Annotated in this window: 13 protein-coding genes; 9 read left to right on the top strand and 4 right to left on the bottom strand. The window is 75.2% G+C overall.

The genetic code is table 11. The annotated features are described in order from the left end of the window. On the top strand, positions 1-1,433 hold a 1,433-nt coding region (gene sucB / locus UXQ13_RS20955; protein ID WP_336392910.1), incomplete at its 5' end, for a 2-oxoglutarate dehydrogenase, E2 component, dihydrolipoamide succinyltransferase. Positions 1,434-1,543: 110 nt separating this feature from the next. Continuing rightward, the gene (locus UXQ13_RS20950; protein WP_225232065.1) at positions 1,544-2,449 is read left to right on the top strand and encodes a TIGR01777 family oxidoreductase; all 906 of its coding nucleotides are present in this window, start codon (positions 1,544-1,546) and stop codon (positions 2,447-2,449) included. 4 nt (positions 2,450-2,453) lie between these two features. Here the strand turns inward: UXQ13_RS20950 and UXQ13_RS20945 are convergent, their stop codons facing one another. Continuing rightward, positions 2,454-4,088: a serine/threonine-protein kinase gene (locus UXQ13_RS20945; RefSeq protein ID WP_336392909.1), complete on the bottom strand. Its 1,635-nt coding sequence runs from the start codon at positions 4,086-4,088 to the stop codon at positions 2,454-2,456. Positions 4,089-4,197: 109 nt separating this feature from the next. Between UXQ13_RS20945 and UXQ13_RS20940 the strand changes: the two genes are divergently transcribed. The 3 genes from UXQ13_RS20940 to UXQ13_RS20930 are packed head-to-tail and all read left to right on the top strand — an operon-like array spanning position 4,198 to position 6,475. After that, entirely contained in the window at positions 4,198-5,445 is a 1,248-nt protein-coding gene (locus UXQ13_RS20940) for an FAD-dependent oxidoreductase (RefSeq protein WP_225232067.1), read from the top strand. Beyond that, positions 5,442-6,098 carry a lipoyl(octanoyl) transferase LipB gene (lipB, locus tag UXQ13_RS20935; protein ID WP_225232068.1) on the top strand — a complete coding sequence of 219 codons (657 nt, stop codon included), beginning with the start codon at positions 5,442-5,444 and terminating at the stop codon, positions 6,096-6,098. Before UXQ13_RS20940 ends, lipB begins: the two co-directional genes overlap by 4 nt. After that, positions 6,095-6,475, top strand: a complete 381-nt coding sequence (locus UXQ13_RS20930; RefSeq protein WP_225232069.1) for a PPOX class F420-dependent oxidoreductase — start codon at positions 6,095-6,097, stop codon at positions 6,473-6,475. Before lipB ends, UXQ13_RS20930 begins: the two co-directional genes overlap by 4 nt. 26 nt (positions 6,476-6,501) lie before the next feature. Here the strand turns inward: UXQ13_RS20930 and leuS are convergent, their stop codons facing one another. After that, positions 6,502-9,348 carry a leucine--tRNA ligase gene (gene leuS / locus UXQ13_RS20925; RefSeq protein ID WP_225232070.1) on the bottom strand — a complete coding sequence of 949 codons (2,847 nt, stop codon included), beginning with the start codon at positions 9,346-9,348 and terminating at the stop codon, positions 6,502-6,504. Positions 9,349-9,484: 136 nt separating this feature from the next. Then, positions 9,485-10,435 carry a helix-turn-helix transcriptional regulator gene (locus UXQ13_RS20920; RefSeq protein ID WP_225232071.1) on the bottom strand — a complete coding sequence of 317 codons (951 nt, stop codon included), beginning with the start codon at positions 10,433-10,435 and terminating at the stop codon, positions 9,485-9,487. Between the two features lie 62 nt (positions 10,436-10,497). Between UXQ13_RS20920 and UXQ13_RS20915 the strand changes: the two genes are divergently transcribed. Then, complete coding sequence (locus UXQ13_RS20915) at positions 10,498-11,082, top strand: TIGR03086 family metal-binding protein (RefSeq protein WP_336392908.1); 585 nt, start codon at positions 10,498-10,500, stop codon at positions 11,080-11,082. Here the strand turns inward: UXQ13_RS20915 and UXQ13_RS20910 are convergent, their stop codons facing one another. After that, positions 11,083-12,012, bottom strand: coding sequence for an LLM class F420-dependent oxidoreductase (locus UXQ13_RS20910; protein ID WP_225232073.1), 930 nt, complete (start codon positions 12,010-12,012; stop codon positions 11,083-11,085). Between the two features lie 116 nt (positions 12,013-12,128). On the opposite strand from UXQ13_RS20910, the gene UXQ13_RS20905 reads away from it, so the two are divergent. From UXQ13_RS20905 to UXQ13_RS20895, 3 genes are all read left to right on the top strand, one after another. Next, positions 12,129-13,526: a hypothetical protein gene (locus UXQ13_RS20905; RefSeq protein ID WP_225232074.1), complete on the top strand. Its 1,398-nt coding sequence runs from the start codon at positions 12,129-12,131 to the stop codon at positions 13,524-13,526. A 102-nt stretch (positions 13,527-13,628) separates the two neighbouring features. Continuing rightward, entirely contained in the window at positions 13,629-14,573 is a 945-nt protein-coding gene (gene lipA, locus UXQ13_RS20900) for a lipoyl synthase (protein WP_225232075.1), read from the top strand. 59 nt (positions 14,574-14,632) lie between these two features. Further along, on the top strand, positions 14,633-15,457 hold the full coding sequence (locus tag UXQ13_RS20895) for a DUF4191 domain-containing protein (RefSeq protein WP_225232076.1): 825 nt from the start codon (positions 14,633-14,635) through the stop codon (positions 15,455-15,457). Positions 15,458-15,462 lie beyond the last annotated feature (5 nt).

Below are 15,462 nucleotides of genomic sequence, written 5' to 3'. Positions count from 1 at the left end.
CCGTCACCCGCTGGCTCAAGGCCGAGGGCGACACCGTCGAGGTCGACGAGCCCCTGCTGGAGGTCTCCACCGACAAGGTGGACACCGAGATCCCCTCGCCCGCCGCGGGCACGCTGACCAAGATCCTGGTCGGCGAGGACGAGACGGTGGACGTCGGCGCCCAGCTGGCGATCATCGGCGGCGGCTCCGGCGGCTCGGCCCCGGCGCAGCAGGCTCCGGCGCAGCAGGCACCGGCGCAGCAGGCACCGGCCGAGGAGCCGGCCGAGCCCGCGCCGGCGAAGGCCGAGGAGCCCGCCCCCGCGCAGGCGCAGCCCACCCCGGTCGAGGCGCAGACGGACAACTCGACCCCCGGCGGCGACTACGGCTCCAGCGGCGCACTGCCCGCCGGGTCTCCGACCTCGCAGCCGGCCCCGCAGGTCGCACCGCAGGCGCCGGCACCCAAGCCCTCGGGCTCGGCCCCGACCGGTGACGGCGGTGGCGCCTACGTGACGCCGCTGGTCCGCCGGCTGGCCGCCGAGCACGGCGTCGACCTGTCCTCGCTGTCGGGCACCGGTGTCGGTGGCCGGATCCGCAAGCAGGACGTGCTGGCCGCCGCCGAGAAGCCGGCGGAGACCCCTGCGGCCGCCCCGGCCCCGACCGCCTCGGCACCGGCTCCCCAGGGCGGCGCTCCCCGCTCCGCCCCCGCGGTGCCCGCACCGGACACCAAGCTGCGCGGCCGCACCGAGAAGATGTCCCGGCTGCGGTCGGTCATCGCCAAGCGGATGGTCGAGTCGCTGCAGGTCAGCGCCCAGCTGACCACGGTGGTCGAGGTCGACGTCACCCGGATCGCCACCCTGCGCAACCAGGTGAAGAACGACTTCGCGGCCCGCGAGGGCGTCAAGCTCTCGTTCCTGCCGTTCTTCGCCAAGGCCGCCGTCGAGGCGCTCAAGGCGCACCCGACGGTGAACTCCTCGCTGGACATGGAGGCGGGCACCGTCACCTACCACGACTCCGAGAACCTCGGCATCGCGGTGGACACCGAGCGCGGGCTGCTCGTCCCGGTCATCCAGGGCGCCGGAGACCTCAGCATCGCCGGCATCGCCCGCAAGATCGCCGACCTCGCCGAGCGCACCCGCACCAACAAGGTGACGCCTGACGAGCTGGGCGGGGGCACCTTCACCCTGACCAACACCGGCAGCCGCGGGGCGCTGTTCGACACCCCGATCATCAACCAGCCCCAGGTCGCGATCCTGGGCACCGGTTCGGTGGTCAAGCGGGCCGTCGTGGTCCAGGACGAGGAGCTCGGCGAGGTCGTCGCCGTGCGCTCGATGGTCTACCTGGCGCTGTCCTACGACCACCGCATCGTCGACGGCGCCGACGCCGCCCGCTTCCTCACCACGGTGAAGGAGCGGCTGGAGGCCGGTCAGTTCCACGGTGAGCTCGGGCTCAGCTGACCCGTAGGCACCCTCCCTCGGGCCCCGGCGGTGCTCCGCCGGGGCCCGAGGTGTCACCACCCCCTGCTCCCCCCCACCCCGCACGCCCCCGACCCGGAGGTCGACCGACCATGAAGATCGCCGTGACCGGCTCGTCCGGCCTGGTGGGGACCGAGCTCGTCCCGGCTCTGCGCGCCGACGGGCACGACGTCATCCGCCTGGTCCGCCGGACCCCGCGCACCGCCGACGAGCACCGCTGGGACCCCGAGCACCACCAGGTCGACGCCGGCCTGCTGGCCGACGTGGACGCGGTGGTCAACCTGGCCGGCGTCGGCATCGGCGACAAGCGGTGGACCGACCGGTACAAGCAGGAGGTGGTGGCCAGCCGGGTCGACAGCACCACCACGATCAGCTCGGCGCTGGCCCAGGCCGCCGCCGCCGACCCCGACCGCCCCCGGGTGCTGCTGTCGGCGTCCGCGGTCGGCTTCTACGGCGACGGCGGCGACCGCATGCTGGACGAGACCAGCCCGGCCGGGACGGACTTCCTGGCCGACGTGTGCGTGCAGTGGGAGGCCGCCACCGCCCCCGCCGAGGCCGCCGGGGTGCGGGTGGCGCACCTGCGCACTGGGCTGGTGCTGGGCGAGGGCGGTCTGATGGCCAAGCTCAAGCCGCTGTTCTCCCTCGGCGTCGGCGGCCCGATGGGCTCGGGCAAGCAGTACTGGCCCTGGATCAGCCTGCGCGACGAGGTGGACGCCATCCGCTTCCTGCTCACCGCCGACGTCGCCGGTCCGGTGGACCTCACCGGCCCGGAGCCGGTGACCAACGCGGCGTTCGCCAAGGCCCTGGGGCGCGTGCTGCACCGGCCGGCCCTGCTGCCGGTGCCCGGTTTCGCGCTCTCGCTCGTCCTCGGCGAGTTCGCCCAGCTCGGCGTCCTGGCCGGGCAGCGGGCGCTGCCGCGGGTGCTGATGGATGCCGGGTTCACCTTCACCCACGGCGACGTGGAGTCCGCGCTGCGGTGGGCGGTCGGCGCCCGCTGACCCCTCACGGGGACAGCTGCGCGGTGTCGATCCGCCACCCCTGCGGCGTGCGGAGCAGCGTCATGGCCACCGGTCGGCCCGGTTGCCCGGGCACCTCGGTCCGCTCGCCGGTGCCGGCCACCACCGCGTAGGCGGGGATCTCCTCGGACAGCTCCAGGCGCACGCCGGCGTCGTCGGTGGTCGCCGCGGTCACGGCGACCACCTGGGGCGCGAAGCCCTGCAGCTGCTCACCGGCGACCTGCAGCTCGGTCAGCCGGGTCCGGTCGGTGGCGGCCAGCGCGCTGCCGGGGGCGAAGACGCCGTCCAACCCGTCGGCCCGGCCCTCGGTGAACGCCGCGGCCCGGCGGGCGTACAGCTCGCCCAGCAGCACCGCCCAGGCACCGGTGTCAGCCGGGACCGCCGTCGAGTCCGCGGACACCTCCTGGCCCGGCGGGACGGCGGGCGCGGGTGGTGGGGCCGTCGGCGGCGCCGTGGTGGTCGCGCCGGCGGTGGTCCCGAGCGCCGCGGCGGTGCTGGCTGCCGGGACCGGGGCGTCGGTGCTCCCCCACCGGGCCCCCAGCCACACCGCGCCCAGCAGCACGGCGACCACCGCGAGGACCGCAGCTCCCCGGCGCGCGACACCCCCGCGGGCACCGGATCCCCTGGTGCGCACGCGGTCCCCGATCGGCAGGCGCGCCCGGGCCCGGGCCCACCGGCTCGCCGACCCCGGCGCCGCGTGCGCACGGGGTGGCCGCCGGACCTGGTGGGTCAGCTCGGTCCGCGAGATCCCGCCCGTGCGGCCCAGCGCCGCGGGGTCGACCCCGGGGGCGGCCAGCACGACCCGCTCGGGCCGGCAGGAGTGCCGCAGGTCCAGCGCGAACGCCGCAGCCGATCCCCGCAGGTGCGGGTACGGGGACAACCCGCGCTCCACGACCTCCACCAGCTCCGCCGGGGCACCCGGGGCCAGCAACCGCAGGTCGGGCACCTGGCCGGAGGCGGCGACCCTGAGGGTGTCCCCCGCCCCCGCGGCGTTCCAGGGCGGGATGCCGGTCAGGGCGTGGAAGGCGGCCGCGGCCACACCGAAGACGTCGGAGGCCGGTCCGGCCGCGCCACCACGGGCCACCACCGGGTCGACGTAGGGCGGGGTGACCTCGCCGCTCCCCGGCTCGCCGAGCACCCGGGCCACGCCGAGGTCGGTGAGCACCGGACGGCCCTCGGCGGTGAACACCACGTTGCCCGGGGACAGGTCGCCGTGCACCACGCCCCGGTCGTGCAGGTGGGCCAGGGCCGCCGCCACCGGGGCGACTGCGGTGACCACCTCGCCGGGCCGCAGTCGACCCCGGGCGGCGAGCAGCGCAGCGAGGCTGCCACCGGCCAGCAGGTCGAGGACCAGGGCGACCTGCTCACCGGCCGGGGTCCGTCGCCGGACCACCTGGTGCAGCCGGACCAGGTGCGGGTGGTCGAGCTCGGCCAGCAGGCCGGCCTCGCGGACCTGCCGCTCCGGGTCGCCCTGCCGGAGCACCTTGACCGCGACCGGCGGCCCGCTGCCGCGGGGCCGGGCGCGCCAGACCTCCCCGGTGCCGCCGCGGCCCAGGAGCTCCTCCAGCACGTAGCCCGGGACGACCGGGCAGGGGCCGGGTGCGGGGTCGACGAGCGGCATGGGCCGGACGCTAGGACACCGCGGCGACCCGGCCCGGAGTTGTCCACAGGCCGCCCGCCGGTCCACAGCTCGACAGGTCGGTGACGGACCCTCCGCCTAGGTTCGGAGCATGTCGTTGCCAGCTCGGGTCGAGGTCGTCGTCGTCGGTGCCGGGTTGGCGGGGTCGTCCGCGGCCGCCCGGCTGGCCGCCGCGGGTCGCGACGTCCACCTGGTCGACGCCGCCGACCACCCCGGTGGCCGGCTGACCACCACGCGGGTCGACGGGTTCACCGTCGACCGGGGGTTCCAGGTCCTCAACACCGGCTACCCCCGCGCCGCCGACCTCGACCTGGCCGCGCTGGACCTGGGCTGGTTCTGGACCGGCGCGGTCATCCGGGTCGACGGCACCCCGCACCGGGTGGTCGACCCCCGGCGGCACCCGACCGCGGTGGTGGACACCGTCCGGGCCCCGATCGGCAACCTGCTGCAGGAGGCCGCCATCGGGCTGTTCTCCGCCCGCGCCGGCTACCTGCCGGTCGCCCGGCTGCTGGCCGCCGACGAGCGACCGGCGATCGACGCGCTGCGGCGCGCCGGGGTCGGCGAGCTCGCCCTCGAGCGGTTCTTCCGGCCCTTCCTGTCCGGGGTGCTCCTGGAGTCCGAGCTGGCCACCTCCAGCCGGTACCTGGACCTGCTGTGGCGCAGCTTCGTGCGCGGCCGGATCGGGCTGCCCGCCCGCGGCATGCAGGCCGTCGGCGAGCAGCTGGCCGAGCGGGTGCCGGCGCACGCCCGGCACCTGTCGACCGAGGTCACCGCGGTGACCGGCACCTCCGTCCGCACCGCCGAGGGCGAGACCCGGGCCGACGCGGTGGTCGTGGCCACCGACCCGGCGACCGCGTCCCGCCTGCTGCCGGCGGTGCAGGCATCCGCGCCCCGGCAGGTCACCACCCACCTGCACGTGCTGCCGCGCTCGCCGTGGGAGGCCCCGCTCATCGTGCTGGGCGCACCGGGCGGCCGGCTGGTGAACTCCGTGGTGGTGAGCGACGCCCAGCCCGCCTACAGCCCCGACGGCCGGGCCCTGGTGGCCAGCTCGACGCTGGACCCCACCACCGAGGCGCAGGTGCGCGAGGAGGTGGCCCGCGCCCAGGGGGTGGCGACCACCGACCTGGAGCACCTGACCAGCGTCACGGTCACCGGCGCGCAGCCCGCGGCGCTGCCCCCGCTGCAGCACCGGCGACCGGTCGACCTCGGCGAGGGCCTGTTCGTCTGCGGCGACCACCGGGACACCCCGTCGATCCAGGGCGCGATGGCCTCGGGGGCCCGCACCGCCCGCGCCGTGCTGCGCCGGCTGCACCCGGCCGGGCCTACGCTGGACCGGTGACCGAGCTGCAGGTGATCCGGGCGGGCCTCGTCGACTACCAGGAGGCGTGGGACCGCCAGCGCGAGCTGCACGCGGCGCGCGTGGCCGGCACCGGCCCGGACACGATGCTGCTGCTGGAGCACCCGGCCGTCTACACCGCCGGCAAGCGCACCGAGCCGCACGAGCGACCGCAGGACGGCACCCCGGTGGTGGACGTGGACCGCGGCGGCAAGATCACCTGGCACGGTCCCGGCCAGCTGGTGGGGTACCCGATCGTCAAGCTCGCCGGGCAGCTCGACGTGGTCGCCCACGTCCGCCGGCTCGAGGTCGCGCTGATCGCGGTGTGCGCGCGGTTCGGGGTGGCCACCGAGCAGGTCGAGGGCCGCAGCGGCGCCTGGGTGCGGGCGGACTCCCGCGGCCCGGACCGCAAGATCGCCGCGATCGGTGTCCGGGTGGCGCGCGGGGTGACCATGCACGGCTTCGCGCTCAACTGCGACCCCGACCTGGCGGCCGGGTTCGGCGGCATCATCCCGTGCGGGATCGTCGACGCCGGGGTCACCTCGCTGACCGCCGAGCTGGGCCGCGACGTCCCGGTGTCCGAGGTGGTGGACGCCGTCGAGGAGGAGATGCTCGCCGTCCTCTCCCCGGTCCTCGCCCCTGTCCTGGCGTCGTGACCGCCCTCCCGACCAGCCGCTACGTCAGCCTGACCACCTTCCGCCGGACCGGCGACCCGGTCGCCACCCCGGTGTGGGCGGCGCCGGACGGCGGGGACCTCGTGGTGTGGACCCGCGCCGACTCCGGCAAGGTCAAGCGGCTGCGGCACACCACCCGGGTGACCGTGGCCCCGTGCGACGTCCGCGGGAACCTGCAGGGCGACGCCGTCGACGCGCAGGCCCGGCTGCTGCCGCCGGCGGAGTGGTCGGCCGCGATCGCGCCGCTGGCCCGCCGGTACGGCTGGCAGTGGCGGATCACCTACGGCGCCGGCCGCCTGGTCGGCCTCCTGCGCCGCCAGGAGCGCCGCGCGATGATCCGGATCTCCCCCGCCGCCTGAGTCCCGGGCGGCGAGGGGGTCCTTCCTCAGTTCGCGACGACGTTGACCAACCGGCCGGGGACGGCGACGACCTTGCGCACCGTCTTGCCCACCAGCAGCTCGGCGATCCTCGGGTCGGCCAGCGCGACGGCCTCGAGGGCCGCGGCGTCGGCGTCGGCGGGCACGTCCAGCTGGGCGCGCACCTTGCCGTTGACCTGGACGGCGATCTGCACGGTGTCGTCGACCAGGTAGGCCGGGTCGGCCACCGGGAACGACGCCCACGCCGAGGACCCGGTGTGCCCCAGGCGGGACCACAGCTCCTCGGACAGGTGCGGGGCCAGCGGTCCGACCAGCAGGGTCAGCCACTCGCACACCTGGCGCGGCACCGGCCCGGACTGCCCGTAGGTCTGGGTCAGGTGGTTGGTCAGCTCGGTGATCCGGGCGATGGCGATGTTGAACCGCAGCGTCGTCATGCCGTCGCGGACGCCGTCCACCGCGCGGTGCAGCGCCTTCAGCGTGTCGATCGACGGCGCCTCGTCGGCGGCCCGCACCTCACCCGTCACCTCGTCGACGACGACCCGCCAGATCCGCTGCAGCAGCCGCTGCGACCCGACCACGGCCTTGGTCTCCCACGGACGGGACTGCTCCAGCGGGCCGGTGGACATCTCGTACACCCGGAACGTGTCGGCCCCGTAGGCCGCCGTCATCTCGTCGGGGGTGACCACGTTCTTCAGGCTCTTGCCCATCTTCCCGTACTCGCGGTCGACGGGGGCGCCCTCGTAGAAGTAGCCGCCGTCCCGCTCCACCACGTCGGCGGCGGGCACGTGGAAGCCCCGCGCGTCGGTGTAGGCGTAGGCGGAGATGTAGCCCTGGTTGACCAGCCGGCGGAACGGCTCCTCGGAGCTGACGTGGCCCAGGTCGAAGAGCACCTTGTGCCAGAACCGGGCGTACAGCAGGTGCAGGACGGCGTGCTCCACGCCGCCGACGTACAGGTCGACACCACCGACGTCGCCCTCGCTGCGCGGGCCCATCCAGTAGGCCTCCAGCTCCGGGTCGACGAAGCGCTCGTCGTCGGCCGGGTCCAGGTAGCGCAGGTAGTACCAGCACGACCCGGCCCAGTTGGGCATCGTGTTGGTCTCGCGGCGGTAGGTGCGCGGGCCGTCGCCCAGGTCCAGCTCCACCGTCGTCCACTCGGTCGCGCGCGACAGCGGCGGCTCGGGTGCCGAGGTGGCGTCGTCGTCGGCGAACGTCTTGGGCGAGTAGTCGTCGACGTCGGGCAGCAGCACCGGCAGCTGCTGGACCGGGACGGCGACCGGCAGGCCGGCGTCCGGTCCGTCGACCGGGTAGACGATCGGGAACGGCTCGCCCCAGTAGCGCTGCCGGCTGAACAGCCAGTCGCGCAGCTTGTAGGTCGTGGTCGCCTCGCCGTACCCGTTGGCCACCAGCCACCCGGTCACCGTGGCGATGGCGGCGGCCTTGTCCAGCCCGTCCAGGGACAGCCGGTCGTTGGAGCTGTTGATCATGGGGCCGGTGCCGGTGTAGGCCCCGCCCGCGAAGTCCTCCGGGGGCTGCACGGTGCGCACCACCGGCAGGCCGAAGACCTCGGCGAACTCGAAGTCGCGGGTGTCCTCGCCGGGCACGGCCATGATCGCGCCGGTGCCGTAGCCGGTCAGCACGTAGTCGGCGACGAAGACGGGCAGGTCGGCGCCGGTCAGCGGGTTGACCGCCGTCGTCCCCAGCCAGACGCCGGTCTTCTCCCGGCCCTCGGCCTGGCGGTCCAGCTCCGAGCGCCGCGAGGCCTGCAGCTGGTAGGCCGCCACGGCCTCGGCCGGGGTGGCCGCCCCCGCCGTCCAGCGCGGGTCGGCGTCCGCGGGCCACGCGTCGGCGGTCAGCGCCTCGACCAGCGGGTGCTCGGGGGCGAGCACCAGGTAGGTGGCGCCGAACAGGGTGTCCGGGCGGGTGGTGAACACCTCGATGTCGCCGAACCGCACCCGGGCGCCGGTGGACCGGCCGATCCAGTTGCGCTGCATCTGCTTGAGCGAGTCCGACCAATCCAGCCGGTCCAGGTCGGTCAGCAGCCGCTCGGAGTAGGCGGTGATCCGCATCATCCACTGGGTCAGCGGGCGCCGGAAGACCGGGAAGTTGCCGCGCTCGGAGCGCCCGTCGGCGGTGACCTCCTCGTTGGACAGCACGGTGCCCAGCCCGGGGCACCAGTTCACCGGGGCCTGGTTCAGGTAGGCCAGCCGGTGCAGGTCGACGACCTGGCGGCGCTCGACCTCGGTCAGCTCGGCCCAGGGCCGGTCGAAGGGGTTGGTGTCGGGCTCACGGGTGCCGGCGTCCAGCTCGGCGACCAGCTCGGCGATGGGCCGGGCCTTCCCGGCGACCGTGTCGAACCACGCGCCGAAGATCTGGGTGAAGATCCACTGGGTCCACTTGTAGTAGCCCGGGTCGATGGTCGCGAAGGTGCGGCGGGTGTCGTGGTCGACGCCCAGGCGGCGCAGCTGCGCGGAGATCGCCGCGATGTTGGCCTCGGTGGTGACGCGCGGGTGCTGACCGGTCTGCACCGCGTACTGCTCGGCCGGCAGCCCGAAGGCGTCGAAGCCCATGGGGTGCAGCACGTTGTGCCCGTCCATGCGCAGGAACCGGCTGGTCACGTCGGTGCCCAGGTAGCCCAGCGGGTGGCCGACGTGCAGCCCGGCGCCCGACGGGTACGGGAACATGTCCATCAGGAACGCCTTGGGCCGGTCGGCCACCCGCTCGAAGCCGTCGCTCAGCGGGCCGGTCGGGTTGGGCGTGCGGAAAGTGCCCTCGGCCTCCCAGCGGTCCTGCCAGGCCAGCTCGATCTGCTGCGCCAGCTCCGGGGTGTACCGGTGCGCGGGGACGGTGTCGCTCATGGTCGGTGCTCCTGGGGTGCCGGTGCCGGTGGGTGGGCATGAAAAAACCCCTCACGCAGGAGGGGTTGCCGTGCTGACGCAGGAGGTGCGCTCAGCACGGCCTCGGAAGGAGCAGTCCACCGGACACGCCGCGAGGTTACCCCGCCCCCGGCCCGGGCCCGTACAGCGAAGCCAGCTCGGCGGCCAGCCGGCGCAGCTGGGCCCGGCCGGCCGGGTCGGTGACCTCCGCACGGGCGCCGAAGCCGGCCAGCTCGAGCGCCACCACCTCGGGCACCGGACCCAGCACCTGGACCGGCACCCGGCCGTCGTCCGCGACCGGTGCACCCTCGACCAGCCGGTGGCCCAGCAGTGTGCGCAACCGCGGCAGCAGACCGGGGTCGACCAGCACGCCGGTGCGCTCGACGTGCCGGTCCCGCTCGAACTCACCCCGGCGGCGCTCCCACGCCCGGCGCAGGTCGAAGCCCTCCGGCCGCTGCACCGGCACATCCAGCGGACGGGTCGCGGTGACCCGGTCCAGCCGGAAGGTGCGCTCGCCGGCGGCGGTGCCGGCCAGCAGGTACCAGCGCCCGTCCTTGCTGACCAGGCCCAGCGGGGAGGCCGCACGGCTGCTCGACCCGGCCGGGCCGCGGTAGGACAGCTCCACCTGCTCGCCGTCGACCACCGCCCGCAGCAGCGCCGCCAGGCAGGGCGGGTCCGGCTCGGGCGGCCCGCCCCACGACGCCGTGTCCACCAGCACGGCGCCGGCCGCCCGCTCCGCCTCGGCCTGCCACGCCGACGGCAGCGCGGCCAGCAGCTTGCGCAGGCCGGCCCGGCCGGCCGCGGTGTCGCTGCGCCCGGCGGTGAGGAACAGGGCCTGCGCCTCGGGCTGGGTGAGCCCGGTGAGGTCGGTGCGGGCGCCGCCCACCAGGGCCCAGCCGCCACCTCGGCCCCGAGAGCTGTAGACCGGGACGCCGGCCAGACCGAGGGCCTCCAGGTCGCGCCGGGCCGTGCGCTCGGAGATCTCCAGCTCGGCGGCGACCTGGGCGGCCGTCACCCGGCCGCGCCGCTGCAGGAGCAGCAGGACGGCGATCAGCCGGTCGGCGCGCACACCGGTGATCCTGCCCCCAGAACCGGCCACGAGGTGGCCTGTTCAGCCACGAGGGTGGGTCCATGACCTCCACCAGCGACCCCCGTGCGGCCTTCGCCGCCGCCACCCGGGCGACCCTCGACGTCGTCCTGGACCTCCCCGCACAGGACCTCGGCCGGTCCACGCCCTGCACCGAGCTCGACGTCGCCGCCCTGCGCGGGCACCTGCTCACGGTGTTCCGCCGGGTCGCCCACGTCGGCCGCGGCGGCGCACCGGCCGATGTCCCGCCGGTGCCCGCCCCCGTCGAGGACGTCGACGGGGCGCTGCGCACGGCCGCCGACGACGCGCTCGCCGTCTGGTCGGACCCGGCGCTGCTCACCCGCGAGCTCGCGCACCCCGCAGGCACCATGCCCGGCGCCGCCCTGCTGGCGACCTACGTCGGCGAGCTGGTCACCCACGCCTGGGACGTCGGCACCGCCGTCGGTCGTCCGGTCGTGGTGGCCGACGACGTCGTGGCGGTCGGCTCGGCGGCCAGCCACCAGCTGCTGCCCCGGGGCGAGCGCCCGCCGGGCTTCCCGTTCGGCCCCGAGGTGGCCGCGCCCGCCGACGCGAGCCCCCTGGAGGCGCTGGTGGCGTGGCAGGGACGGGACCCGCGCGCGATCGCCTGATCAGCCCAGCTGCGGGGCCACCTGCTCGGCGACCAGGTCGAGGTGGTCCAGGTCGGCCAGGTCGAGCACCTGCAGGTACACCCGCGTCGCGCCGGCCTCGGCGAACCGGCCCAGGGTGTCCACCGCCTGCGCAGGTGACCCGGCGACGCCGTTCGCGACCAGCTCGTCCACGTCCCGGCCGATCGCGGCCGCCCGGCGGGCCAGCTGGGCGTCGTCGGCGCCCACGCAGAGCACGAGCGCGGAGCTGAGCACCAGGTCGGCCGGATCCCGGTCGACCGCCCGGCAGGCCTCCCGCACCCGCTCGAACAGGACGGCGGCGTCGGGGGCGGAGGCGAAGGGGGTGTTGAACTCCTGGGCGTACCGCGCCGCGAGGGCCGGCGTCCGCTCCTTGCCGCGGCCGCCCACCAGCACCGGGATGCCGCCGGGCTGCACCGGCTTGGGCAGCGCCGGGGAGTCCACCACCGCGTAGTGCTCGCCGGCGAAGGAGAAGGTCTCCCCCGGCGGCGTGGACCAGAGGCCGGTCACCACGGCCAGCTGCTCGGCGTAGCGGTCGAAGCGCTCGCGCAGCGGGGGGAACGGGATGCCGTAGGCGGTGTGCTCGGCCTCGAACCACCCCGAACCGAGGCCAAGCTCCACCCGGCCGCCGCTCATCTGGTCGACCTGCGCCACCGAGATCGCCAGCGGCCCGGGCAGCCGGAAGGTGCCGGCGGTCATCAGGGTGCCCAGCCGGATGGTGCTGGTCTCGCGGGCGAGCCCGGCCAGGGTCAACCAGGCGTCGGTCGGCCCGGGCAGCCCGTCCCCGCCCATGGCCAGGTAGTGGTCGGAGCGGAAGAAGGCGTCGAAGCCGGTCTCCTCCGCCCGCCGGGCCACGGCGAGGAGGTCGTCGTAGGTCGCACCCTGCTGGGGCTCGGTGAACACGCGCAGCTGCATGACCCCAGGCTGGCACGCCCGGCGGGGGCGCCGCAGGTCACACCTGGTGCTCCAGGGTGTGGTCCGGCCTGGTTGCGGGCAGGATGACCCGAGACGATCAACTCGGAGGTGCACTCGTGTTCCGCAAGAAGAGCCATGCCCAGGTCATCGGCGCAGAACTGCAGGAGGGCCTCGCGCACATCGGTTCCGCGGTCGGCGAGGCGAGCCGGGCCACCGCCGAGCACCTCGGCCCGCGGTACGAGGCCGCTGCCAAGTCCGCGCAGAAGACGCTCGAGAAGGACGTCGCCCCCCGCATCGAGGCCGCCGTGGCCGCGGTGAGCCCCCGTCTGGAGGCCGCCCGCGACGCGCTCGAGCCCCGCCTGGAGGCCGCGCAGAAGTCGCTGGCGCCGCAGCTGAAGAACGCCCAGAAGGTCTACGAGAAGGACGTCGTCCCGCGCCTGGAGGCCGCCCGCGACGCGGCCGCCGCCGGGGTGGCCACCGCCGTCGCCGCCGCCGGTCCCAAGCTGGCCGAGGCCCGGGACACCGCCGGCCCGCGCCTGGAGGAGCTGGCCAAGAACGCGCAGAAGACCTTCGAGAAGGACCTCGCCCCCCGGGTGCAGGCCGCCGTCGGCCCGCGCTTCGAGGCCGCGCGCGACGCCGCCGCCCCGGCGCTGCACAACGCCAAGGGCAACCTCGTCGCGACGCTGGAGACCGCCCGTGGCGAGCTCGAGGCCCGTCGTGCCGAGCTCGCCTCGGCCGCCACGGCCGCCGGCAGCACCGTCGCCGCAGCCGCGGCCGACAGCGGTGAGACCACCCGCAGGGCGCGCAAGCAGGCCGCGAAGACGGCCGCCCAGCTGCAGAAGGACGCCGCGGCACGGGCCAAGACGGTGAAGAAGCAGGCCACCTCGGCCCGCTCCGATGCCGCCGCGGCCGCCGAGGCCGCCCGCGACCAGGCTGCCGCCCGCGTGGCCGAGCTGCGGTCGGCCGCCGAGGCCAACCGCAAGGCCGTAGGCAAGAAGGCCGACAAGCTGTCCAAGAAGGCCGAGAAGCGCCGCAAGGAGCTCGCCAAGGCCGCGCAGAAGGCCGGCAAGGACACCCGCAAGCAGGCCGCGGCGACCTCGACCTCGCTCAAGCGGGCCGTCGGCATCGAGAAGAAGCCGCGCCGCTGGCCGTGGCTGCTCGTCGCGCTCGGCGTCGGCGGCGCGGTGTTCGCCGTCGTCCGGCGGGCCACCGCGGCCGACGACCCGTGGACCCCTGCCCCCACCGGCGACGGTCCGGTGCCCACCTACCGGGAGGACCCCGTGCCGACCACCGACGACCCCGCCGACGACTCGACCACCCCGACCGACGGCGGCCAGGCAGTCTCCACGGCCGAGGACGCCCCCGGCGACGCCACCCCGGAGAGCACCGACCTGGGCTGGCGCGACGGCAAGCACCACGACGCGCAGTCGACCTCGGACGACGGCGCGCCGCAGGTGAACACCGTCCCCAGCGCGGAGACCCTCGACAAGCCCCCGCTGGGCCGCGAGGGCTGATCGAGCAGCACCCCCAGCACGCCCGCGAGGGGCATCCCGGCCACGGCCGGGGTGCCCCTCGTCGCATCTGCAGGACCGGCGCACAGGCGTACCGTGGCGATCATGAGCGCCACGATCGAGCCGGCCGGCCGCAAGCTGCTGCGCCTGGAGGTCCGCAACTCCCAGACCCCGATCGAGCGCAAGCCCGAGTGGATCAAGACCCGGCTGAAGACCGGGCCCGAGTACACCGAGCTCAAGTCGCTGGTGAAGCGCGAGGGCCTGCACACGGTGTGCGAGGAGGCCGGGTGCCCCAACATCTACGAGTGCTGGGAGGACCGCGAGGCCACCTTCCTCATCGGCGGTGACCAGTGCACCCGGCGCTGCGACTTCTGCCAGATCGACACCGGCAAGCCCGCGGACTTCGACCGCGACGAGCCCCGCCGGGTCGCCGAGAGCGTCGCCACGATGCAGCTGCGGTACGCCACGATCACCGGCGTCGCCCGCGACGACCTCGAGGACGGCGGGGCCTGGCTGTACGCCGAGACCGTCCGCCAGATCAAGGCCCAGGTCCCCGGCTGCGGCGTCGAGCTGCTGATCCCGGACTTCAACGCCGAGCCCGACCAGCTGGCCGAGGTCTTCTCCTCCCGCCCCGAGGTGCTCGCGCACAACGTGGAGACGGTGCCGCGGATCTTCAAGCGCATCCGCCCCGGCTTCCGCTTCGAGCGCTCGCTCGCCGTGATCACCGCCGCCCGCGAGGCCGGCCTGGTCACCAAGTCCAACCTGATCCTGGGCATGGGCGAGGAGCCGCACGAGGTCACCGAGACCATGCAGGCCCTGCACGACGCCGGCTGCGACCTGCTGACCATCACGCAGTACCTGCGCCCCAGCCCGCGGCACCACCCCGTCGTCCGCTGGGTCAAGCCGCAGGAGTTCGTCGACTTCGCCGCCCAAGCGGAGGAGATCGGCTTCCCGGGCGTGCTGGCCGGGCCGCTGGTCCGCAGCTCCTACCGCGCCGGCCGGCTCTACCAGCAGGCCGTCGAGGCGCGCGGGCTCACCCCCGCGGTCTGACGGGCAGCTCCGGCGACGGGCGCACGGCGTCGGGGCACCGGGGCCGTATCCTCGGGCGCATGGCACGCAGCAAGCCCACAGACACCCCGGCCCCCGCGACGAGCAAGGGCAAGGGTGCCGTGGCGTCCGGCGGGAAGTCGACCGGCAGCAAGGCGTCCGGCGCGGGCCAGAAGCTCGGCAAGGACGGCAAGCCCAAGGTCGGTCGCTGGAAGAAGTTCACGACGTCGCTGGGCCAGATCAAGCAGGCCTACAAGCTGACGTACAAGAACGACCCCAAGCTGCCCTGGATCATGCTGATCGCCTTCGTGGTGGTCGCCGCCGTCGTCGAGCTGGTCGCGATCCTCTTCGGCGCGCCGCTGCTGTTCATCCCGATCGCGATCCTGCTGGGCCTCCTGGCCGCGCTGATCGTCTTCAGCCGCCGCGCGCAGGGCTCGGCCTACCGCCAGGTCGAGGGTCAGCCCGGCGCAGCCGCCTGGGTCCTGGAGGGCATGCGCGGTGACTGGCGGGTCTCCTCCGGCGTCGCCGGCACCGCCCAGCTCGACGCCGTCCACCGGGTGCTGGGGCGGCCCGGCATCATCCTGGTCGCCGAGGGCCAGCCGCAGCGTGTGCGCCCGCTCATCGCCCAGGAGAAGCGCCGCATCGCCAAGGTGGTCGGCGACACCCCGATCTACGACATCACCGTGGGCGACGGCGAGGGCCAGGTCCCGCTGAAGAAGCTGTCCTCGCACGTGATGAAGCTGCCGCGCAACCTGGACGGCGCCGAGGTCAACAGCCTGGGCAAGCGGATGAACGCCCTGGGCGGTGCCCGGATGCCGATCCCCGGCGGCCCGATGCCCGGCGGCCGCCAGATGTCGGTCAGCCAGCGCCAGATGCGCCGTCGGTAAGCGGG

Source organism: Klenkia terrae (assembly GCF_037083865.1).
Classification (GTDB): domain Bacteria; phylum Actinomycetota; class Actinomycetes; order Mycobacteriales; family Geodermatophilaceae; genus Klenkia; species Klenkia terrae.
The sequence above is the reverse complement of the archived record's forward strand: the minus strand, read 5'-3'. Positions and strand labels throughout refer to the sequence as shown.